The sequence below is a fragment of the Paracoccus shandongensis genome (genome assembly GCF_017315735.1).
GTDB lineage: Bacteria > Pseudomonadota > Alphaproteobacteria > Rhodobacterales > Rhodobacteraceae > Paracoccus > Paracoccus shandongensis.
This window is the reverse complement of record NZ_JAFLRK010000027.1, coordinates 1-20,431: the sequence shown is the minus strand read 5'-3', so window position 1 is coordinate 20,431 and position 20,431 is coordinate 1. Positions and strand designations below refer to the sequence as shown.

Annotated in this window: 20 protein-coding genes and 1 tRNA gene; 10 read left to right on the top strand and 11 right to left on the bottom strand. The window is 69.5% G+C overall.

The genetic code is table 11. The annotated features are described in order from the left end of the window. Positions 1-19: 19 nt before the first annotated feature. The gene (locus JX613_RS14705) at positions 20-1,636 is read right to left on the bottom strand and encodes a pseudouridine synthase (protein WP_207102220.1); all 1,617 of its coding nucleotides are present in this window, start codon (positions 1,634-1,636) and stop codon (positions 20-22) included. A gap of 112 nt (positions 1,637-1,748) precedes the next feature. Here JX613_RS14705 and JX613_RS14700 point away from each other — a divergent pair, with 112 nt between their 5' ends. Beyond that, entirely contained in the window at positions 1,749-2,198 is a 450-nt protein-coding gene (locus tag JX613_RS14700) for a deaminase (RefSeq protein WP_207102247.1), read from the top strand. Positions 2,199-2,238: 40 nt separating this feature from the next. Then, positions 2,239-2,312 (top strand) — tRNA-Gly (locus JX613_RS14695). Positions 2,313-2,327: 15 nt separating this feature from the next. Here the strand turns inward: JX613_RS14695 and JX613_RS14690 are convergent. The 5 genes from JX613_RS14690 to JX613_RS14670 form a co-directional block, all read right to left on the bottom strand. Further along, on the bottom strand, positions 2,328-2,639 hold the full coding sequence (locus JX613_RS14690; RefSeq protein WP_207102219.1) for a hypothetical protein: 312 nt from the start codon (positions 2,637-2,639) through the stop codon (positions 2,328-2,330). Between the two features lie 86 nt (positions 2,640-2,725). Beyond that, entirely contained in the window at positions 2,726-3,592 is an 867-nt protein-coding gene (mmsB, locus tag JX613_RS14685) for a 3-hydroxyisobutyrate dehydrogenase (RefSeq protein ID WP_207102218.1), read from the bottom strand. Then, positions 3,589-4,596: an enoyl-CoA hydratase/isomerase family protein gene (locus tag JX613_RS14680; RefSeq protein WP_207102217.1), complete on the bottom strand. Its 1,008-nt coding sequence runs from the start codon at positions 4,594-4,596 to the stop codon at positions 3,589-3,591. Before JX613_RS14680 ends, mmsB begins: the two co-directional genes overlap by 4 nt. Further along, positions 4,596-5,744, bottom strand: a complete 1,149-nt coding sequence (locus tag JX613_RS14675; RefSeq protein WP_207102216.1) for an acyl-CoA dehydrogenase family protein — start codon at positions 5,742-5,744, stop codon at positions 4,596-4,598. Before JX613_RS14675 ends, JX613_RS14680 begins: the two co-directional genes overlap by 1 nt. Before the next feature lie 187 nt (positions 5,745-5,931). Then, the gene (locus tag JX613_RS14670) at positions 5,932-7,431 is read right to left on the bottom strand and encodes a CoA-acylating methylmalonate-semialdehyde dehydrogenase (RefSeq protein ID WP_207102215.1); all 1,500 of its coding nucleotides are present in this window, start codon (positions 7,429-7,431) and stop codon (positions 5,932-5,934) included. A 96-nt stretch (positions 7,432-7,527) separates the two neighbouring features. Here JX613_RS14670 and JX613_RS14665 point away from each other — a divergent pair, with 96 nt between their 5' ends. The 4 genes from JX613_RS14665 (at position 7,528) to JX613_RS14650 (ending at position 10,381) form a co-directional block, all read left to right on the top strand. Then, entirely contained in the window at positions 7,528-8,424 is an 897-nt protein-coding gene (locus tag JX613_RS14665) for a LysR family transcriptional regulator (protein ID WP_207102214.1), read from the top strand. 59 nt (positions 8,425-8,483) lie between these two features. Beyond that, complete coding sequence (locus JX613_RS14660; protein WP_207102213.1) at positions 8,484-8,945, top strand: CBS domain-containing protein; 462 nt, start codon at positions 8,484-8,486, stop codon at positions 8,943-8,945. A gap of 75 nt (positions 8,946-9,020) precedes the next feature. Further along, entirely contained in the window at positions 9,021-9,515 is a 495-nt protein-coding gene (gene coaD, locus JX613_RS14655) for a pantetheine-phosphate adenylyltransferase (protein ID WP_207102212.1), read from the top strand. Positions 9,516-9,583: 68 nt separating this feature from the next. Continuing rightward, positions 9,584-10,381 (top strand): DUF2189 domain-containing protein, encoded by a 798-nt coding sequence (locus tag JX613_RS14650; RefSeq protein WP_207102211.1) that lies wholly within the window; start codon positions 9,584-9,586, stop codon positions 10,379-10,381. On the opposite strand, the gene JX613_RS14645 is transcribed toward JX613_RS14650, so the two are convergent. The 5 genes from JX613_RS14645 to JX613_RS14625 form a co-directional block, all read right to left on the bottom strand. Further along, positions 10,378-11,091, bottom strand: a complete 714-nt coding sequence (locus tag JX613_RS14645; protein ID WP_207102210.1) for an SDR family oxidoreductase — start codon at positions 11,089-11,091, stop codon at positions 10,378-10,380. The two genes, JX613_RS14650 and JX613_RS14645, sit on opposite strands and share 4 nt — an antisense overlap. A 1-nt stretch (position 11,092) precedes the next feature. Continuing rightward, complete coding sequence (locus tag JX613_RS14640; protein ID WP_207102209.1) at positions 11,093-11,941, bottom strand: fumarylacetoacetate hydrolase family protein; 849 nt, start codon at positions 11,939-11,941, stop codon at positions 11,093-11,095. Between the two features lie 150 nt (positions 11,942-12,091). Next, a complete protein-coding gene (locus JX613_RS14635; protein WP_207102208.1) occupies positions 12,092-12,589 on the bottom strand; it encodes a bactofilin family protein in 498 nt (165 codons plus the stop codon). After that, on the bottom strand, positions 12,579-13,871 hold the full coding sequence (locus tag JX613_RS14630; RefSeq protein ID WP_336512311.1) for a DUF5930 domain-containing protein: 1,293 nt from the start codon (positions 13,869-13,871) through the stop codon (positions 12,579-12,581). The genes JX613_RS14635 and JX613_RS14630 overlap by 11 nt, the downstream gene beginning before the upstream one ends. 187 nt (positions 13,872-14,058) lie before the next feature. After that, positions 14,059-15,456 carry a helix-turn-helix domain-containing protein gene (locus tag JX613_RS14625; protein WP_207102206.1) on the bottom strand — a complete coding sequence of 466 codons (1,398 nt, stop codon included), beginning with the start codon at positions 15,454-15,456 and terminating at the stop codon, positions 14,059-14,061. Positions 15,457-15,631: 175 nt separating this feature from the next. Between JX613_RS14625 and JX613_RS14620 the strand changes: the two genes are divergently transcribed. The 4 genes from JX613_RS14620 to JX613_RS14605 all read left to right on the top strand — a co-directional run bounded on the left by JX613_RS14620 (position 15,632) and on the right by JX613_RS14605 (position 20,244). Then, positions 15,632-16,885 (top strand): short-chain fatty acyl-CoA regulator family protein, encoded by a 1,254-nt coding sequence (locus JX613_RS14620; RefSeq protein WP_207102205.1) that lies wholly within the window; start codon positions 15,632-15,634, stop codon positions 16,883-16,885. 76 nt (positions 16,886-16,961) lie between these two features. Continuing rightward, a complete protein-coding gene (locus JX613_RS14615) occupies positions 16,962-17,318 on the top strand; it encodes a response regulator transcription factor (RefSeq protein ID WP_207102204.1) in 357 nt (118 codons plus the stop codon). 3 nt (positions 17,319-17,321) lie between these two features. After that, complete coding sequence (locus JX613_RS14610) at positions 17,322-17,603, top strand: hypothetical protein (protein WP_207102203.1); 282 nt, start codon at positions 17,322-17,324, stop codon at positions 17,601-17,603. Continuing rightward, a complete protein-coding gene (locus tag JX613_RS14605) occupies positions 17,593-20,244 on the top strand; it encodes an ATP-binding protein (protein WP_207102202.1) in 2,652 nt (883 codons plus the stop codon). Before JX613_RS14610 ends, JX613_RS14605 begins: the two co-directional genes overlap by 11 nt. The last annotated feature ends 187 nt before the right edge of the window (positions 20,245-20,431 follow it).

Sequence of the window (20,431 nt, the reverse complement as noted above, 5' to 3'; positions counted from 1 at the left end):
CCGTCTCTGGCCGCGCGGATCACCCGCGCGGCTTGCCCCCGGGCCGGCCACCGGGTTTCCCCCCAGGACGTCCGCCCGGCTTGCCCGCAAAGCGGGCATCCCCGCCCGAGCCGCCGCGCGCCGGTTTCGGCCCCCCGGGCTTGCCGAAGCTGCGATCCCCGCCGGGCTTTCCCTCGCCGCGCGGCTTGAACCCACGCTCGCCCGCAGGCTTGCCGTCACGCGGACCGAAGCCGGGTTTCCCTTCGCCACGCGGTTTGAAGCCGCGCTCGCCCGGCTTGCCCTCTCCACGCGGCTTGAAGCCGCGTTCGCCTTCGGGCCGGTCGGCCTTGGGCTTGAAGCCACGATCCCCTTCGGGCCGGTCGCCGCGCGGCTTGAACCCGCCCTCGGGACGATCCCCGCGCGGCTTGTAGCGGCCTTCGCCCTCGGGCCTGTCGCCCCGGGGTTTGAACCCGCCTTCCGGCCTGTCGCCGCGCGGCTTGTAGCCGGGCTTGCCGCCCTGGGTGTCGCGCGCGGGCTTGGCGAAGCGCGGGCGATCCTCGGCGCCTTCCGCGCGGGGCTTGCCGGACCAGGACCGCGCGGGGCGATCCCCCTCTTCCCGCGCAGGGCGGGGCTTGCCGCCGAAACGCGGCCGGTCGGCATCGTCGCCGCCAAAGCGCGGCTTGCCGGGCTTGTCGCCCCAAGGCCGGGCAGGGCGGGCCCCGTCGCCGCGCGGACCGGCGGGCTTGCGGGCAAAGCGGCTTTCGCCTTCCGCACCGCCCGCAGCCGACCGGAAGGTGCGGCGCGGCGCGTCGCCGTCCTCGCTCGGCCTGCGGGGGCCTTCGGCGCCGCGCGGGCGCATCTCGCGCTCCTTGGGGGCGGTTTCCTCGCCCGTCAGCAGCCCGCCAAGCTGGTCGCGCAGGACGCGGCGCTTGACCTCGACCACCTCGTTCTTTTCCATGCCGGTCAGCTTGAAGGGGCCGTAACCGATGCGGATCAGCCGGTTCACCTGCAAGCCCACATGGGCCATGGCGCGGCGGATTTCGCGGTTCTTGCCCTCGCGGATGCCCACCGTCAGCCAGGCGTTCGCGCCCTGCTGGCTGTCCAGCTTGATCTCCATCGGCGCAAATTCCTCGCCGTCGATGGTGGCGCCCCGGCGCAGGGGGGCGAAGGTCATGTCGTTGGGGGTGCCGTTCACCCGCACCCGATAGCGCCGCAGCCAGCCGGTCGAGGGAAGCTCCAGCCGCCGCTTCAATTCGCCGTCATTGGTCAGCAGCAGCAGCCCTTCGGAATTGAGGTCGAGCCGCCCCACCGTCATCACGCGCGGCAGGTCGCGGGGCAGGGCGTCGAACACCGTCTGTCGGCCCTTTTCGTCGGCTTCGGTCGTGACCAGCCCCAGGGGCTTGTAATACAGCCACAGCCGCGTTTCCTGCGGCTCGTCCAGCTTCTTGCCGTCCACGGTGATGCGGTCGGTGGGCAGCACGTCCAGCGCGGGGCTGTCGATCTTTTTCCCGTTCACCGTGACGCGGCCCTCGGTGATCATGCGCTCGGCCTCTCGCCTGCTGGCGACACCTGCGCGGGCCATCACCTTGGCGATGCGGTCGGGGGACTGGTCCGGGGTCGGGACGGGGGTGGGGGTCGGGGTGGCGTCGTCGGTCATGGCGATCTCCTGCGCATCGCTGCGGTGGTAAAGGCGCGCTTCTAGCGGGTGCGCGGCCCCAAGGAAAGGGCGGCTTGCACCACGGCTGCGCCCTTGCGACAAGCGGAGCATGATCCGCTTCACCTCTCATATGGAGCTTGCCCTGGCCGAGGCAAGGGCCGCCGCCCTGCGGGGCGAGGTGCCGGTGGGCGCGGTCGTGGTGGCCCCGGACGGGCGCGTCGTCGCAGTCGCGGGCAACCGCACGCGGGAACTGTCGGACCCCACAGCCCATGCCGAGATCCTGGCGATCCGCGAGGCCTGCCGCATGGCGGGATCCGAACGCCTGCCCGGCCATGACCTGTGGGTCACGCTGGAGCCCTGCCCGATGTGCGCCGCCGCCATTTCCGCTGCGCGGATCGGGCGGCTGTATTACGGGGCCAGTGATGTGCGCATGGGCGGGGTGGAACATGGCGCGCGGGTGTTCACCCATCCGCAATGCCACCACCGGCCGCAGGTCTATGACGGGGTGGGCGCCGATCAGGCGCGGGCGCTGCTGCGGGGGTTCTTCCAAGGGCGTCGATGACGGTTGCACGCCCCGCGCGGCTGACTTATACCGGCCCCACGCGGGTGTAGCTCAATGGTAGAGCAGCAGCCTTCCAAGCTGAATACGTGGGTTCGATTCCCATCACCCGCTCCATCCCCTTCTTGCAGATCAATCGATGGAACGGACGTTGCTGCGCAGCACGGACTGCACCTGCAGGCTTTTGGGATCGACCCGCACCAGATGCCCGTCCGATATCGCATAGCGGCTGCCGCGCAGGTCGGAACCCAGGCCGTAATGGCCGGGGCGTTCGATGAAGTGGACCTCCTCGGACTTCAGCACGTCGCCGGGGGCCAGGGCGCGGGCTTCCTTGCGGGCGGCGTCCGGCGGGGTGCCCTGGGCCTGCGGCGCGAGGTTGGCTGAGAACATGACCAGAACGGCCGCCGCCAGGGCAGTCAGGATCAAGGATGGCTTGAGAGTCATGGTCGTCTCGTCTGGCGCTGTCGATCTGGGGGGAAAACTTGCCCGGGGCAATGCAAGTTCCGCCCCATGGCGCAGGTTCCGCCCGCCTAGCGGTTTTTTTCGACGAAGCGTGGCAACATTGCCGAAAAGTCGCGGCCGCGCCCGTCTTCGTCCTCGACGAACTGGTGATACAGTTGTTGCGCCAGGGCCCCCATCGGCGTGTCCGCCCCCGCCGATGCGGCGGCGGCCTGCGACAGGTTCAAGTCCTTGAGCATCAGTTCGGCGGCAAATCCCGGCTTGTAGCCGTTGTCGGCGGGCGACTTGGGCCCCACCCCCGGCGCGGGGCAATAGCTGTTCATCGACCAGCTGGACCCCGAGGATGTTGACACCACGTCGAACATTTTTTGCCGGTCCAGCCCCAGCTTGTCGGCCAGGGCGAAGGCCTCGCAGGTGGCGATCATGGTGACGCCCAGGATCATGTTGTTGCAGATTTTCGCCGCCTGGCCCGCGCCGGACGCGCCGCAATGGACGGCCTTCTGGCCCATGATGTCGAACAGCGGCCGGACGGTGGCGAAGGCCGCGTCCGACCCGCCCACCATGAAGGTCAGCGTGCCCGCTTGCGCGCCGCCCACCCCGCCCGAGACCGGCGCGTCCAGCGCATCCAGCCCCGCCGCCCGTGCCTTGTCCGCCACCGCGCGGGCGCTGTCCACATCGACGGTGGAACAGTCGCAAAGGATCGCCCCTTGCTTCATGGCCGCGATCACCTGGTCGGCCACCGCGCGCAGGATCTGTCCGTTGGGCAGCATGGTGATGACCACGTCGGCATCCGTCGCGGCTGCGGCGGCGCTGTCGGCCAGGGCCAGGCCTTCGGGCCGGGCGGCGGTGTCGAAGCCCGTGACCTCGTGCCCCGCGCGGGCCAGGTTCAGGGCCATGGGCGCACCCATGTTGCCAAGGCCAATGAATGCGATCTTCATGCCGGTTCCTCCAGGGTCAGTTCATGCGGTCCCAGGGGCGCCAGCAGCGCGGCCACATGGGCGGGGCTGGCGTCCGCCATCCACCGGGGCTTGCGGTCCTTGTCGATGATCTGCGCCCGCACGCCTTCCAGAAAGTCGGTGTCTTGCGTGGCGCGATGGGTGAAGCGGTATTCGCGGGCCAGCGAATCCTGCATCCGGGCGTCGTTCCGCGCCGCGCGCACCATCGCCAGCCCCGCCGCCATGGACAGGGGCGAATTGCCCGCCAGGATCTTCAGGGTCTGGGCGTTGCCGTCCTCCTCCAGCGCGTCGATGATGTCGGCAACCGTGTCCTTGGCGAAGGGGGACAGGTCCATCGTGCGCAGGGGGGCGGTGGGGGCGTCCTCGCCCCGGGTCAGGGACAGGTCGCCGGTGGCTTCCAGCCGGGCGATCAGGTCGGGCCACTCGCCTTCGGGGATATAGCTGTCGGCAAAGCCCGCATGGATCGCGTCGCCCGCGCCCATCCGCGCGCCGGTCAGCGCCAGGTATTCCCCGATCCGCCCCGGCGCGCGGGACAGAAGCCACGTTCCGCCCACGTCCGGGATCAGGCCGATGCCCGATTCGGGCATGGCGATCTGGGTGGTGTCGCCGACGATGCGGTGGCTGGCGTGTCCCCCCACGCCCACGCCCCCGCCCATCACGAAGCCCCCCATGAAGGCCACGATGGGCTTCGGATAATCGGCAATGGCCGCGTTCATGCGGTATTCGTCCGCGAAGAAGCGCTGCCCCAGGGCATGATCGCCCGCCAGCCCCGCGCGATAAACCGCCGCGATGTCGCCGCCCGCGCAGAAGGCGCGGTCCCCCTCGGCGTCGATGATGACCAGTTCGACGCGTGGGTCGTCGCGCCAGCCGTCCAGCGCGCGATGGATCGCCAGCGCCATGTCGTGGCTCAGCGCATTCAGCGCCTTGGGCCGGGTGAAGGTGATGCGCCCGGCGCGGCCCGAGATGCGGATGTTCAGGTCGTCCATCAGTTCCCCCGTTCGGCCAGCATCGCCCGGGCGACGATCAGGCGCATGATCTCGTTCGTGCCTTCCAGTATCTGGTGGACGCGCAGGTCGCGCACGATCTTTTCGATCCCGTAATCGGCCAGATAGCCGTATCCGCCGTGCAGTTGCAGGCAGCCGTTCGCCACCTCGAAGGCGCGGTCGGTCACGTGCAGCTTGGCCATGGCGCAGAACCTGGTGGCGTCCGCTGCGCCGGTGTCCAGCTTCCACGCCGCCTGGCGCAGGAAGACGCGCGCCGATTGCAGCGCCGTTTCCATCTCGGCCAGGCGGAATTGCAGCGCCTGGAACTGGTCGAGGCTTTGCCCGAAGGCGCGGCGTTCGCCCATATAGGCCAGCGTCGCGTTCAGCGCCGCCTGCGCCCCGCCAAGCGCGGCGGCGGCGATGTTCAGCCGCCCGCCGTCGAGGCCCGCCATGGCATAGGCAAAGCCGCGCCCTTCCTCGCCCAGCAGGTTGTCGGCGGGGATGGTGCAATCGTCGAACTGCACCTGCGCGGTGGGTTGGGCGCGCCAGCCCATCTTGTCCTCGGGCGCGCCGAAGGACAGGCCGGGGGCGCCGTCGGGGACGATCACCGCGCTGATGCCCTTGGGGCCATCGGCCCCGGTGCGGGCCATGACGATATAGGCGTCCGAATAGCCCCCGCCCGAGATGAAGGCCTTGGTCCCGTTCAGGCGCCAGCCGTCGTCCGTCCGGTCCGCGCGGGTGCGCAGGGCGGCGGCGTCCGATCCGCTGCCCGGCTCGGTCAGGGCATAAGAGAACACCGTGTCCATGGCGCAGAGGCCCGGCAGCCAGCGCGCCTTGGTGTCGGCGGATCCGAACTTGTCGATCATGCCGCCGCACATGTTGTGGATCGACAGGAAGGCCGCGACCGAGGGGCAGGCCATCGCCAGCGCCTCGAAGACCAGGGTGCCGTCCAGCCGCGACAGGCCCGCGCCGCCGTATCCTTCCGCCACATACAGCCCGCCAAGGCCAAGGGCGGCAACGTCGGCCCACAGCTCGCGCGGGATGGTGCCCTCGGCCTCCCACGCATGGGCATGGGGCGCGATCCGGTCACGGCCGAAATCGCGGGCCATGTCGAAGATGGCCGCCTGTTCCTCGGTCAAGGCAAAGTCCATGTTCCGTCCCCCCGGAAATTGAACATGCGTTTAATTGCCCTGTGCGGGCCGTCTTGGCAAGGCTGTCACAGCCCTTGGCGGCGTTCCCGGACCGGCTGGACAGGCTCCGGCAAGGCTGCCCGATCGTGCCCGCCGCAAGGGCCTGCCCCCGACGGGAAGGGCGGGATCTGCCCGCCCTTCCCGCGGCTCACTCCATGGCGCGGAAGTTGAATTCCCCGCCTTCCTTGATGCCCGAGGGCCAGCGGGCCGTCACCGTCTTGGTCCGGGTATAGAACCGGAAGGCGTCGGGGCCGTGCTGGTTCAGGTCGCCGAAGCCCGATTTCTTCCAGCCGCCGAAGGTGTGATAGGCCAGCGGCACCGGGATCGGCACGTTGATGCCCACCATGCCGATGTTGATGCGGCTGGCGAAATCGCGCGCGGTGTCGCCGTCGCGGGTATAGATGGCGGTGCCGTTGCCGTATTCGTGGCTCATCGCCAGGCCGATGGCTTCCTCGTAGGAACCGGCGCGGACGGTGGACAGGACGGGGCCGAAGATCTCGGTCTTGTAGATGTCCATGTCGGGGGTCACGCGGTCGAACAGGTGCGGGCCGACGAAGAAGCCGTTTTCATACCCTTGCAGGTTGAAGTCCCGGCCATCGACGACCAGTTCCGCGCCCTGGTCGATGCCCGTCTGCACCAGCCGCAGGATGTTGGCCTTGGCGGCGGCGGTCACGACCGGGCCATAGTCCACGTCGTTGCCCGCCGTGTAGGGGCCGACCTTCAGCTTCTCGATCCGCGGGATCAGGCGTTCGATCAGCGCGTCGGCGGTCTTTTCGCCCACCGGCACCGCAACGGAAATCGCCATGCAGCGTTCGCCCGCCGCGCCATAGCCCGCACCCACCAGCGCATCCGCCGCCTGGTCCAGGTCGGCGTCCGGCATGATGATCATGTGGTTCTTGGCGCCGCCGAAGCACTGCGCCCGCTTGCCCGTGCTTGCGGCGCGTTCATAGATATACTGCGCGATCGGCGTCGATCCGACAAAGCCCACCGCCTGGATCACCGGGTTGTCCAGGATCGCGTCCACGCTGTCCTTGTCGCCGTTGACGACCTGCAACACGCCATCGGGCAGCCCGGCCTCTTGCAGCAAGGCGGCCAGCATCAGCGGGACCGAGGGGTCGCGTTCGGACGGCTTCAGGATCATCGCGTTCCCGGCGGCCAGCGCGGGGCCCATCTTCCACAAGGGGATCATCGCCGGAAAGTTGAAGGGCGTGATGCCCGCGACCACGCCCAGCGGCTGGCGCATGGAATACATGTCGATGCCGGGGCCGGCGCTGTCGGTGAATTCACCCTTCAGCAGGTGGGGCGCGCCCACGCAGAACTCGATCACCTCAAGCCCGCGCTGGATGTCGCCCTTGGCGTCGGGAAAGGTCTTGCCGTGTTCGGACGACAGCACCTCGGCCATCTTGTCCATGTCGCGGTTGATGAGGCGCACGAACTCCATCATCACGCGGGCGCGGCGCTGCGGGTTGGTCGCGCCCCATTTCACCTGCGCTTCCGCCGCGCGTTCGACCGCATGGTCAAGTTCCGCCTTGGTGGCCAGCGACAGGTGCGCCTGAACCTCGCCCGTGGCGGGGTTGAAGACATCGCTGAACCGGCCCGAGGTGCCCTTGTATTCCTTGCCGTCGATCCAGTGGTGAATCTCTTTCATCGCATCCTCCTTGATTGCGGGCAGCCTAGCCTTGCGGATTTGCCGGATAAAGGGGCATGGTGGCAAAGACGTTTTGCGATTCTGCAAAGGGGCGGGATGGACTGGGACGACCTGCGCATCTTTCTGGCGGTCGCGCGGACCGAAAGCCTGTCGGGCGCGGGGCGACGGCTGGGCATGGACGCGTCCACCATCGGCCGCCGCATCGCCCGGCTGGAAGCATCCGTCGGCGCCGCGCTGTTCGCCAAGACGCCGCAGGGATACGCCCTGACCGCCGAGGGCGCGCGCCTGGTCGCCCCCGCCGAGGCCGCCGAGCAAGGGGCCAATGCCGCCGCCGAGGCCGTGCGGCGAGAGGCCGGGCTGACTGGCCAGTTGCGCATCGGCGCGCCGGACGGTTGCGCGAACTACCTGCTGCCGCAGATCGCGCGCGACTTGTGCACCGCGCATCCGGGGCTGGAAATCCAGATCGTCGCCCTGCCGCGCGTGGTGAACCTGACCAAGCGCGAAGCCGACATGGCCGTGGCCGTGTCGCCCCCCGACACCGGGCGGCTGACGGTGCAGCGGCTGACGGATTACCACCTGCACCTAGCCGCGCACGCCGATTACCTGGCAGCCACCCCGCCGATCCGGGATCTGGCCGATCTGCGCCATCACCGGATGATCGGCTATATCCCCGACATGATCTTCGACCGGGAACTGGACTATCTGTCGGAAACCGGGGTGCAGTCGGCGGCGATCACCTCGAACTCGGTTTCCGTGCAGATGCAGGCGATCCGGGCGGGGGCGGGGGTGGGGATCGTCCACGACTTCGCCATTCCCTTCGCGCCCGGCGTCGAACGGGTGCTGCCCGACCGCATCGCCCTGAAACGCAGCTTCTGGCTGATCCGCCATGCCGACGACCGCGCCTCGCGCCGGCTGTCGCTGCTGGCCGACCTCTTGGCCCAGGGGCTGCGGGCCGAGGTCGCGCGCCTGGAATCGCAGCTTCGTCGCACTTGACGGATCACGATTCGGGGAAAAGGATGGTCCCCAGCACAATCGCCACCGGAGGATGCACCATGCTTGTCAATCAGTTGCTGTCGATGAAATCCGGCTCGGGCAAGCCGGGGATCGAGGCGCAGACGATCGTGACCATCCGCCCCGACGCCACCCTGGGCGATGCGGTGAAGATGCTGGCCGAACAGCGCATCGGCGCGGTCGTGGTGTCGGATGACGGGAAAAAGCCGCAAGGGATTCTCTCGGAACGCGACATCGTGCGCCAGTTGGGCACCCACGGTCCCGGCGTGCTGTCCACCCCCTTGTCCGAGGTGATGACCCGCGACGTGCAGACCTGCACCATGGGCGACGACGCGCTGGTGATCCTGGAACGCATGACCCAGGGGCGGTTCCGCCACCTGCCGGTCGTGGATCCCGACGGCAACATGGTGGGCGTGGTTTCCATCGGCGATGCGGTCAGCGGGCGGCTGAAGGAGCTCGCCGCCGAGAAAGAGGCCCTGACCGGCATGATCATGGGCGCCTGAGGACGGTCCAAACGCTTGCAATCCACCCAGGAATCCGCTTTCCCTGCGGGGCAGCAAGCATAAGGGCGCCCGTTCATGCGCATCGGACTTTACCCCGGCACCTTCGACCCGATCACGCTGGGCCATGTCGATATCATCCAGCGCGCCATGGCGCTGGTGGACCGCCTTGTCATCGGCGTCGCCATCAACCGCGACAAGTCCCCCCTGTTCGGGCTGGAGGATCGGGTGGCCATGGTGCAGGCCGAATGCGACCAGATCACCACCCGCACCGGGGGCGAGATCGTGGTCCACCCGTTCGAGAACCTGCTGATCGACTGCGCCCGCGACGTGGGCGCGCAGGTGATCGTGCGCGGGTTGCGCGCGGTGGCCGACTTTGAATACGAATTCCAGATGGTCGGCATGAACCGCGCGCTCGACGCCAGCATCGAGACGGTGTTCATGATGGCCGACGCCCGCCGCCAGGCCATCGCGTCCAAGCTGGTCAAGGAGATCGCGCGCCTTGGCGGCGACGTGTCGAAATTCGTGACCCCCCCGGTCGCCCAGGCCTTGGCGGACCGTTACCGCGGATAAGGCTTGCGACAATCCGCCGCGGTGCTAGCATCATCGCGAACGCGCGCCATCTTTGACCGGAGGGATCCTTGACCCGATCCGACCTGCCCGCGCGCGACCACCACACCCTGCCCGACGAGATCCCCGAACCCCGCCACATCGCCCTGTCGGACCTGTCCGACGCGCTGACCCTGGGCTGGCGCGACTTCCGCCGCGCGCCGGCCTTCGGGCTGATCTTTTCGGCCTTCTATGTCCTGGGAGGCTGGGCGCTCGCCTCGGTCGCCTTCGCCTCGGGGCAGGACTGGTGGCTGATCCCCTTCATCCTGGGATTCCCGCTGATCGCCCCCTTCGCCGCCACGGGCCTTTACGAGGTCAGCCGCCGGATCGAGGCGAACGAGCCCCTGGACACCGCCCGCATCCTGCGCGTGGTCTTTGAACAGCGGCAACGCCAGATCCCGTCCATGGCGATGGTGGTCCTGCTGTTGTTCATGTTCTGGGTCTTCGTGGCCCACACGGTCTTCGCGCTGTTCATGGGCGTGTCGGCGCTGACCAACATCACCTCGTCGCCCGAGGTGCTGTTCGGGGGCCGGGGCCTGGTGATGCTGGTCCTGGGCACGATCATCGGTGGCGGCTTCGCGGCGGTGCTGTTCACCTTCACCGTGGTGGGCCTGCCCCTGCTGATGGAGCGCGAGGTGGACTTCATCACCGCCATCATCACGTCCTGCCGCGCGGTGGCGGAAAACCCCGGCGTGATGGCGGTCTGGGGGGCGCTGATCGCGATCTGGCTGTTCGTGGCGATCATCCCCGGCTTTTTGGGCCTGCTGGTCGTGCTGCCGGTGCTGGGTCACGCAAGCTGGCACGTTTATCGCCGCGTGATGGGCGGCTAACCCCGCCCGATAAAGGGCATGTTGGTGGCCATCACCGTCATGAACTGCACGTTCGCCCCTTGGGGCAGGCCCGCCATGTGCAGCACCGCCTCGGCCACGACCGACACGTCCATCAGCGGTTCCGCATCCGGCGCATTGGTGCTGACCTGCGTCAGCAATTCCGTCGCGGCATTGCCGATGTCGATCTGCCCGCAGGCGATGCCGAAGGGCCGCCCGTCCAGCGACAGCGATTTCGTCAGCCCCGTCACCGCGTGTTTCGAGGTGGTATAGGCGACCGACCCCGGACGCGGCGCATGGGCGGAAATCGAGCCGTTGTTGATGATCCGCCCGCCCTGCGGCGCTTGCCCGCGCATCAGCCGGAAGGCGGCGCGGGCGCACAGGAACATGCCCGTCACGTTGACCGCGATCACCTCGCGGAAGGTGGCGGGGTCCATCGCGTCGGGCGTGGCCGGGTCCGCCCCGCGCCCGGCATTGTTGAACAGCACGTCCAGCCGCCCCCATTCGGCATGGGCGCGGTCGAAGGCCGCATCGACGGCGGCCTCGTCCGTGACATCGCAGGGCAGGATCAGCGCGGGGGCGCTGCCCGCCGTTTCCCGCAGCGCATCCGCGTTGCGGCCCAGGACCGCGACCCGCCAGCCCGCGGCCAGGAAGCGCCGCGCGGTGGCCCGCCCGATGCCGCTGCCCGCGCCGGTGATGAGGATGGACGGCATGTCAGACGACCCGTTGCCGCTGCTGGCCCAAGCCCTCGATGCCAAGCCGCATCACCTGGCCGCGCCGCAGATAGACCGGGGGCGTCGCGCCCATGCCCACGCCCGGCGGCGTGCCGGTGGCGATCACGTCGCCCGGATGCAGCGTGGTGAACCGCGACGCATAGGCCACGATCTCCTGCGGGCCGAAGACCATCGTGGCGGTGGTGCCGTCCTGGAAGCGGTGCCCGTCCACCTCCAGCCACAGGCGCAGGGCGCAGGGGTCGGGGATTTCGTCCACCGTCACCAGCCAGGGGCCGAGGGGGCCGAAGCCGTCGTAACCCTTGCCCTTGTCCCAGGTGCCGCCGCGCCGCAACTGCCAGTCGCGTTCGCTGATGTCGTTGATCACGCAATAGCCCGCGATATGCCGGTCGGCTTGGTCCTGCGGGATGTCGCGCCCGCCGTCGCCGATCACGATGCCCAGTTCGACCTCCCAATCGGTTGCGGCCGAATCGGGGGGCAGCGCCAGGTCGTCGTCCGGCCCGGCGATGCAGTTGGTCCATTTGGTGAACAGGATGGGTTCGGTCGGCACCTCCATCCCGGCCTCGGCGGCGTGGTCGGCATAGTTGAGGCCCACCGCCAGGAACTTGCCCACCCCGCCCACGCAGGCGCCAAGGCGCAGATCCTGCTGGGGCGTTCCCTCGACCAGCGGCAGGCGGGCCGGATCCAGCGCGCGCAGCACGGCCAGCCCCGCGCGCGTCAGGCAGGTGCCCGAAATGTCCGCCACATGGCCCGACAAGTCGCGCACGCGCCCCTCGGCGTCCAGAAGCCCCGGCTTTTCAGCGCCTTTTGCACCGTATCTCACAAGTTTCATGCCTCTCCCTCCATGCGGTGACGGGCAAGCCTAGCCCAGGTCGCGGCGCGCGATTTCCCCGGATTGCCACATGCTTTATGCGGCAGGCGGCGAAAACCGGCATGACGAAACGGCCCGCGCATGGCGGGCCGTGATGGCAGGACGGATGGCTTACTCGGACGCGGGCGGGGCCAGCTTCTTGGTCGGGCCGTTGGCCAGGGGGTCTTCCTGCCGCTGGACCGAGCCCTCGAAATGCGCGCCGGATTCGATGGCGATGGTCTTGTGGATGATGTCGCCTTCCACCCGCGCGGTGGCGGTCAGGCGCACCTTCAGCCCGCGCACGCGGCCCACCACGCGGCCGTTCACCACGACCTCGTCGCCCACGATCTCGCCCCGGATGGTGGCGGTCTCGCCGATCACCAGCTGATGGGCGCGGATGTCGCCCTCGACCGTGCCCTCGATCTGGATGTCGCCCTCGGTGCGGATGTTGCCCACGACCGTCAGGTCCGAGGATAGGACCGACGGCGCGGACCGGCGCGCGGGCGTTGTCACCGGCGTTTCCGTCCGCTCGAAGCCGGGGGTCGCGGCGGGCGCATCGGGATTGCTGGTCGCGGTGCCAGGGGCAGGGGGCGTTTGCGGTTTCTCGGTCACGCGGGTCTTACTGAACATTGCTTGCAGCCTTGATGAAGCTCATCGGGTCAACGGCCCGACCCTTCATGCGCACCTCGTAATGCAGATGCGGCCCGGTCGAGCGTCCGGTATTGCCCATATCACCGATCAGATCGCCTTGCGACACCCTTTGGCCGACCTTCACGCGAATCCGGGACAGATGCCCGAAGCGGGTCTCGACCCCCAGTTCGTGCTGGATCTTGATCAGGTTGCCATAGGCGCCCTGGCGCCCTGCATGGATCACCACACCGTCGCCCGTCGCGTGAACCGGCGTGCCGACCGGGGCGGCCATGTCCACCCCCTCATGCGCGCGGCCCCAGCGGCGCCCGAAGCCCGAGGTATAGCGGAAGGACTGCTTCACCGGCATCGCCAGCGGCAGCTTTTCCATGGCGATGCGATAGGTGTTCATCTGGTCCAGCGTGACGATGATCTGGTTGGCCTTGGTCTCGCTGTTGGTCAGGGCCGCGTCGCCGCGCGTGGAATAGCCCATCGGCGTCAAGGGGCCGCCCTGGCCGGAATAGCCCTCGCGAATCGTTTCCAGCACGTCCTCGGGGTTCATGCCGACGGACCGGAACACCTCGTCCAGCGGCTCGACCGAGACGGTGACGGCGTCTTCCAGCTGGGTGAGGATTTCGTCGTTGCGCGCCAGGATCTGCGCGCGCTCGACCGACAGTTCCGCGACCGCCTGCCGGGCCTGCTCGGCCTCCTGCACGGCGGTGGCGCGTTCGTCGGCGGCCTGGCGCAACTCGCCCGTCACGATGTCCAGCGCGGCGGTCACTTCCGCGCGCCGGGCGGGGTCGGCCGCCGCATCGGTTCCGGCCGCATCGGCCACCGCCTGCTGCCCGTCGCGGTTGGCCAGCGCGTCGCGCAGCGAGGACTGGACCACGTCCAGCCCGGCCTCCAGCTCGCGGCGCCGTTCCTCGGCGGCCAGCAGTTGCGATTGCATCTGGGACACTTGCTCCAGCGCGACGGTGAAGCGGTTCTGCGCGGCCAGCGCCTCGGCCGCGCGGGCGTCGCGTTCCTGCGACAGCTGCGTCAGCCGTTCCTCGAACGCGGCCTGGGTGTGGATGATGCCGTCGCGCGACGATCCCGCGCCCATGGCGTCGATGGCCAGGACCGAACTGGCGACCAGCGTCCAGCCGAAGGCCAGCGTGATGCCGCCAAGCGCGGCCAGTTGGGTGAGGGGGCGCAGGCGAACAAACCGGGTTTCGTCGTCAGGCCGCAGGAACAGGCGCTTTTCGGGCAGGATCCGTTCCAGCGAGGCATTCAGGCGGTTGGTCACGTTCGGCACTTCAGGTCCCCCGTCATGGCGTCCCAAGTGAGTTGGGCGATCTGGTTCCAGTCCGCGCGGGGTAAACCCCATGTGTGCCTTCCTGGCAACAGCGGGTCGGCTTTCGGTTCCGGTCATGCGCGGAACCTTGCCCCAACGGGCGAAAATCCGCCGACACCCACAAGATGTTGATCCCTGGTCACGAGATTTCATAGGGAAGGGGTCCGTTGCGGTCCGCAGGGATCCGCAAGGGCCGGTCGATGGGCGGCACGGACCGCTGGTGGCAATCGGGACGCGGGCAGATGCGGCAGGAAATCCCGATGGGCTCGAAGGCACGCGGCTTGGTCAGGTCCAGCCCGTCGGCATAGACCACCGTGCCCGCGTGCGTCACCTCGCAGCCCAGGCCGATGGCGAAGCGGCGGACCGGGGCGTTGAAGGCGCCCGCGTGTTTCGACACGTCGCGCGACATCAGCAGGTATCGCACCCCATCCGGCGTTTCGGCCAGTTGCCGCAGGAAGCGGCCCGGCTGCTCGAACGCCTGATGGACGTTCCACAAGGGGCAGGCGCCGCCGAAGCGGGCGAATTGCAGGCGCGTGGCGGAATGGCGCTTGGTGATGGTGCCCGCCTGATCGACGCGGACAAAGAAGAAGGGCACGCCCTTGGCACCCGGGCGTTGCAGGGTGGACAGCCGGTGCGCCACCTGTTCCAGCGAGGCGCCGAAGAGATGCGACAACCGTTCCAGGTCGTGCCGTTCCGCCTGGGCCGCAGACAGGAACGCGCGATAGGGCATCAGCGCCGCGCCCGCGAAATAGTTGGCAAGCCCCACGCGGGCCACGTCCCGCGCCGTCTGGCTGCGAAAGCGCGCCAGATCCAGCGTGGCGTCCAGCAGGTCGGATTGCCGTTCCAGCGCGACAAGGTGCAGAAGCTGGAAAACCTGGGTCGGCCGTTCGGCGGCGGCGTTCACCTGGATGTCCTGGCCGTCGCGGCGGAAGACGGTGTTGACGGGCAGTTCGGTGCGCGTCACCCGGATGCCGCGCTGCGCCAGCGCCGCCACGCCCGCGTCCCAGGGGTCCAGCCGCTGGCCCGCCGGGCAGGCAAAGCGTTCCGCCGCCCGGTCCACGGCGTCGATATAGTTGTCGCAGTAATGGAAGAAGTCGCGCACCTCCTCCCACGGCGTCGAAAGCGCGTTCTGGCCGGATGCGCCGATCGCCTCGTCCAGCGCGGCCAGGCGTTCCTGGCCTTGGCGATGGGCGCGATACAGATCCAGGAAGGCGCGGGCCAGCACCGGCGCGTTGGTCGCGGCCAGGCGCAGGTCGGCCAGCGGCGGGGCCGCGTCGAACAGGGGGTCGGCCAGGGCCTCCTGCATGTCGATGACCATGCGTTCGGCGTCTCCCGCAGCCAGCGTGGACAGGTCCACCCCGAATTCCTGCGCCAGCCGCAGCAGCACGCCCACCGAGATCGGCCGGTGGTTGTTTTCCATCTGCGACAGATAGGGCAGGGACACCCCCAGCCGGTCGGCGAACCGCTTTTGCGTCAGTCCGCTGCGCGCCCGCGTTTCGCGCAGCGAGGTGCCAGCATAGATCTTCTGAGTCGCCATGATGTCCCCTCCCCTTTGCAAAAGCCGCCATAGCGTTTGCAAAGCGGCCCGGACAAGGGCCTTGATTCCGGGAAGGGGCGTCGCGGATGACAGGATCATGCACCCAGCCTGGCGCAAAAACCCTAAGATATCGTTGCGGCTTGCGCGGGCCGCGCCGCCGCGCTTTGATCGGGCCATGAAGCAGCATGGCAGCCGCATCCTGACCGGAACCCGCATCCGCGAACGCCGCCTGGCGCTGTCGCGGCGGCAGGCGGACGTGGCGCGGGCGGCGGGGATCTCGGCCGCCTATCTGAACCTGATCGAACACAACCGCCGTCCCGTGGGCGATCATCTGGTGCTGCGCCTGGCCGCCGCGCTGGAGGTTTCGGCAACCGAACTGGCCGAGGGGCGAGAGGAGGCGCTGATCGCCGCCCTGCGCGAGGCCGCCGTGCGCCTGCCCGACGATGCCGCCCCCGAGGTGGACCAGGCGCCCGAGCTGCTGGCCCGATTCCCAGGCTGGGCGGGGGCGGTGATCGCGCTCGCGCGGCGGGCCGACGGGCTGGAACGCCAGCTTGTCACGCTGTCGGACCGCATGACGCAGGATCCCTATCTGCTGACCACGCTGCACGAGGTTCTGTCCGCCGTCACCTCGGTCCGCTCCACGGCCTCCATCCTGGCCGAGGGGGGCGAGATCCCGCCCGACTGGCGGGCGCGGTTCCACGCGAACCTGGATGCGGACAGCCTGCGCCTGTCATCCACCGCGCAGGCGCTGGTGGCCTATCTGGACAGCTTCGACACGCAGGGCGCGATCTATACGCCGCAAGAGGAGGTCGAGGCCTGGCTTGCCGCAGGCGCCCCCCCGGTCGAAGGGGCGGGCGACCTGGCGTCCGACGCCGCGCGGGCGCTGGCGCGCGCCCATCTGCGGCAGATGGAGGGCGACCGCGCGGCGCTGCCCGACGACGCCCTGGCGGAAGCCGCCGTCGATCCCGACCCCCTGCGCATGGCCGCCCGGCTGCGCGTGCCGCTGGATCTGGTGATGCGGCGGCTGGCCGTGCTGAAGCCTGCAGGCTTTGAAGGGGCGGGGCTGCTGGTCTGCGACGGGTCCGGCGCGCTGACGCTGCGCCGCCCCGCGCCCGGCTTTCCCCTGCCCCGGCCGGGCGATGCCTGCCCGCTCTGGCCGCTGTTCCAGGCGCTTGCCATGCCCCAGACCGCCGTGGCCAACCTGGTCGAGGCGCCTTCGGGCCGACGCTTCCGCACCCTGTCGCTGGCCACGCGCGACCAGCCGCTGGGCACGGGCGGCCCGGTGCTGACCCGCGCGCAGATGCTGATCCTGCCCGAGGAACCCGGATCGCCCGCCCGCCCCGACCTGCTGATCGGCCCCGCCTGCCGCATCTGCCCGCGCGCCGACTGCGTGGCGCGGCGCGAGCCCTCGATCCTGGGGACGGCCTGAAGACAGGCTTTGACAGCCATGACCTTCGCGTCACATTATCGGGACAAATGCCCGAGGGAGAGGGGGCCCTGGCGGTATGCTCGACATCCTGATGATCGAGGACGAACCGAACATCGCCGAGGCGGTGCGCTTCATCCTGACGCGCGAGGGCTGGCAGGTCGGGCTGCATCCCGACGGCCTTGGCGGGATAGAGGCGATCCGCAGCGAAAAGCCCCGGCTGGTGATCCTGGACGTGATGCTGCCGCACCGCTCGGGGACCGAGATCCTGGCGGAATTGCGCGGCGACCACGATCCGCGCCTGGCCGCGACCCCGGTGCTGATGCTGACCGCGCGGGGGCAGGCGTCCCTGGCCCTGCCGCAGGCCGATGCGGTGCTGGCAAAGCCCTTTGCCAATGACGAGTTGCGCGCGCTGGTGCGCGGGATGCTGAACTAGGCCATGCCCGACCGGCCCTTGTTCCTTGAACGCGCCTCGTTCCGCCGCAGGCGGTTGGGCGACGCGGCGCGCGTGCTGCCGGTGCTGGCGGCGGGGCTGATCCTGGTGCCGGTCTGGTGGATGCCCGCGCTTGCCAGCTTTGCGGGCGGCGCGGTCTGGCTGTTCGGCATCTGGGCCGGTCTGATCGCCGCCATCTGGGCGCTGCACCGCGCCCTGCGCCGCGCCGACGCCGCCACCCTGCGCGCCAGCCAGGCCATCGCGGAGGAGGACGACCATGCCCTTTGAGGCGCTGGTCGCGGGCTGCCTGACCTATGTCGCGCTGATGTTCGGCGTGGCCTTTGCCGCCGACCGCGCGGCGTCGCGGGGGCGGGTGCGCTGGCTGGACTATCCGGCGGTCTATACGCTGTCGCTGTCGGTCTATTGCTCGGCCTGGACGTTTTACGGCGCGGTTGGCTACGCCAGCCGGTCGGGGCTGGAATTCGCCACGATCTATCTGGGGCCGACGGTGGTCTTCACCGGCGCCTGGTGGGGGCTGCGCCGCCTGGTGCGGGTGGCGCGGATGCACCATGTCACGTCCATCGCGGATCTCATCTCGGCCCGGTTCGGCAAGTCGAACCGGCTGGCGGCGCTGGTCACGCTGATCGCGGTGATCGCGGCCACGCCCTATGTCGCGCTGCAACTGCAATCGGTCAGCCTGTCCTTCGAGGTCTTCGCCACCGACAGCCTGACCGACATTCCGATGGTGGGAAGCGGCGGCACGGCGTTGTGGGTGGCGGCGGGGCTGGCGCTGTTCACGATCCTGTTCGGCACCCGCAACCTTGCCGCCGACGAGCGCCACCACGGCGTCGTCACCGCCATCGCGCTGGAGGCGCTGGTCAAGCTGATGGCCTTTCTGGTGCTTGGCGTCTTCGTGGTCTGGGGCCTGGCGGACGGCCCCGCCGACATGCTGGACCGCATCGCGCAGCGAAAGGGCGATCCGGGCTGGATCCTGCAACCCGACCGCTGGACCGCCCTGATCATCGTGTCCGGCGCGGCGGTCATCGCCTTGCCCCGCATGTTCCAGGTGTTGGTGGTCGAGGCCGCGGACGAGGATCGCCTGGCCACCGCCGGCTGGGCCTTCCCGGCCTATCTGTTCGCCATGTCGCTGTTCGTGCTGCCCATCGCCGTGATGGGCCGGCAGCTTCTGCCCCCGGATGCCAATCCCGACCTGTATGTCCTGACGCTGCCCGCGCAGTCGGGGCAGAACTGGCTGGCCTTCCTGGTCTTCCTGGGCGGATTCTCGGCGGCGACCTCGATGGTGGTGGTCTGCACCATCGCGCTGGCCACGATGATTTCCAACCACTGGCTGGTGCCGCTGTGGCTGATGCTGCGCCGCAAGCCGCAGGGGGACGACCCCGAGGATCTGCGCGGCTTCGTCCTGAACGCCCGGCGGCTGGCGATCCTGGCGGTCATGGCGGTGGGCTGGATCTATTACCAGGCCAGCGGCGGCACCGCCGCGCTGGCGGCCATGGGGCTGGTGGCCTTTACCGGCATGGCGCAGGTGCTGCCCGCGATGATCGGCGGGCTCTTGTGGCGGGGGGCCAACCGGCGCGGCGCCTTTGCCGGGGTGGGAAGCGGTTTCCTGTTGTGGCTGGCGATGATCTTTCTGCCCTCGGTCGGGATCGGGGCGCCCCCGCCGGTGCCTGCCGGGGTCGATCCGCTGGCCTTCGCGATCTTCCTGTCGCTGGCGGTGAACACACTGGCCTTCATCGGGCTGTCGATCTTCGGGATGCCCGACCCGGTGGAACGCCTGCAAGGCCTGTCCTTCGTCAGCGCCGTGGACCCGATCCGCCACAGCCGCCTCGCGCGCAGCGCCGACCAGGCCGAGCCGCTGCTGGTCATGGCCCGCCGCGTCTGGGGGGCCGAGGACGCCTTGCGCTTCTTCCGGTCCGAGGCCGCCTTCCAGGGCAAGTCGGGTTATCTGCCCGACCTGACGCCGCGCTTCCTGACGCGGCTGGAACGGCGGCTGGCGGGGTCCATCGGGGCGGCCACCGCGCACGCGATGATCGACAGCGTGGCGGGCGGGGCGGAACTGACCGTGTCGGACCTGATGCAGGTCGCGACCGAGGCGCAGCGCGCCAAGGAGGAAACGCAGCGCCTGGAAAACGCCACCGCCGAGCTGGCCCGCACCGCCCGCCAGTTGCGCGAGGCGAACGACAAGCTGACCGCCCTGTCGGTGCAGAAGGACGCCTTCCTGGGCCAGATCAGCCACGAATTGCGCACGCCCATGACCTCGGTCCGGGCGTTTTCGGAAATCCTGCGCACGCCGGACCTGCCCCCGGCCGACCGCGACCGCTTCGCCAAGATCATCTATGACGAATCGGGGCGCCTGACCCGGCTGCTGGACGACCTGCTGGATCTGTCGGTGCTGGAAAGCGGCCAGGCGCAGCTGTCGATCACGCCCGCCAACCTGCACGACCTGATCGAGCGCGCGCTGTCCGCCGCCTCGGCCACGCGGCCCGAGCGGGTGTTCCGCGTGGACCGGGAACCGCTGGCCGAATATGTGGGCGTGATCACCGATCCCGACCGGCTGCTGCAGGTGCTGATCAACGTCATCAGCAACGCCCGCAAGTATTGCGACGCCGAACCCCCCATCCTGACGATCCGCGTCCGCCGGACCCTGCGCGGCGGCGCGCAGATCGACATCATCGACAACGGCTCGGGGATCGAGACCGCGCGCCAGGCTCTCATCTTCGAGAAGTTCGCCCGCCTGAACGACCCCGCCCGGGCCGGGGGCGCGGGCCTTGGCCTGGCGATCTGCAGGGAAATCATGGCGAACCTGGGCGGGGAAATCACCTATCTGCCCGGCCAGGGGGGCGCGGCCTTCCGCATCCTGCTGCCTCGCCGCCCGCCGGTGCCGGTCAATGCGGGGCTGCGGCGGGCATAAACCCTTTCTCAACCGCTTCTTGCCACAGTGCGGAAACAGGAAACGGGCGATTCGGGGTTCATCATGGCGCAACAGGGACAGGCGGGACGGCTGCGGGCCTTGCTTCGGGCGCGGGCCCCGGGCGGCGCGGACAAGCCCGCGCGGCTGCCGCAGCCGCAGCCCCTGTCGCCCGCCCGCGCCGCCGCCA

Bases quoted from the DNA above. Each gene is read 5' to 3' on its own strand.
- JX613_RS14620 (WP_207102205.1), top strand. From the start codon at position 15,632: ATGAAGCAGCATGGCAGCCGCATCCTGACCGGAACCCGCATCCGCGAA.
- coaD (WP_207102212.1), top strand. From the start codon at position 9,021: ATGCGCATCGGACTTTACCCCGGCACCTTCGACCCGATCACGCTGGGC.
- JX613_RS14615 (WP_207102204.1), top strand. From the start codon at position 16,962: ATGCTCGACATCCTGATGATCGAGGACGAACCGAACATCGCCGAGGCG.
- JX613_RS14605 (WP_207102202.1), top strand. From the start codon at position 17,593: ATGCCCTTTGAGGCGCTGGTCGCGGGCTGCCTGACCTATGTCGCGCTG.
- JX613_RS14670 (WP_207102215.1), bottom strand. From the start codon at position 7,431: ATGAAAGAGATTCACCACTGGATCGACGGCAAGGAATACAAGGGCACC.
- JX613_RS14665 (WP_207102214.1), top strand. From the start codon at position 7,528: ATGGACTGGGACGACCTGCGCATCTTTCTGGCGGTCGCGCGGACCGAA.
- mmsB (WP_207102218.1), bottom strand. From the start codon at position 3,592: ATGAAGATCGCATTCATTGGCCTTGGCAACATGGGTGCGCCCATGGCC.
- JX613_RS14610 (WP_207102203.1), top strand. From the start codon at position 17,322: ATGCCCGACCGGCCCTTGTTCCTTGAACGCGCCTCGTTCCGCCGCAGG.
- JX613_RS14705 (WP_207102220.1), bottom strand. From the start codon at position 1,636: ATGACCGACGACGCCACCCCGACCCCCACCCCCGTCCCGACCCCGGAC.
- JX613_RS14640 (WP_207102209.1), bottom strand. From the start codon at position 11,941: ATGAAACTTGTGAGATACGGTGCAAAAGGCGCTGAAAAGCCGGGGCTT.
- JX613_RS14660 (WP_207102213.1), top strand. From the start codon at position 8,484: ATGCTTGTCAATCAGTTGCTGTCGATGAAATCCGGCTCGGGCAAGCCG.
- JX613_RS14690 (WP_207102219.1), bottom strand. From the start codon at position 2,639: ATGACTCTCAAGCCATCCTTGATCCTGACTGCCCTGGCGGCGGCCGTT.
- JX613_RS14635 (WP_207102208.1), bottom strand. From the start codon at position 12,589: ATGTTCAGTAAGACCCGCGTGACCGAGAAACCGCAAACGCCCCCTGCC.
- JX613_RS14675 (WP_207102216.1), bottom strand. From the start codon at position 5,744: ATGGACTTTGCCTTGACCGAGGAACAGGCGGCCATCTTCGACATGGCC.
- JX613_RS14625 (WP_207102206.1), bottom strand. From the start codon at position 15,456: ATGGCGACTCAGAAGATCTATGCTGGCACCTCGCTGCGCGAAACGCGG.
- JX613_RS14680 (WP_207102217.1), bottom strand. From the start codon at position 4,596: ATGGACGACCTGAACATCCGCATCTCGGGCCGCGCCGGGCGCATCACC.
- JX613_RS14645 (WP_207102210.1), bottom strand. From the start codon at position 11,091: ATGCCGTCCATCCTCATCACCGGCGCGGGCAGCGGCATCGGGCGGGCC.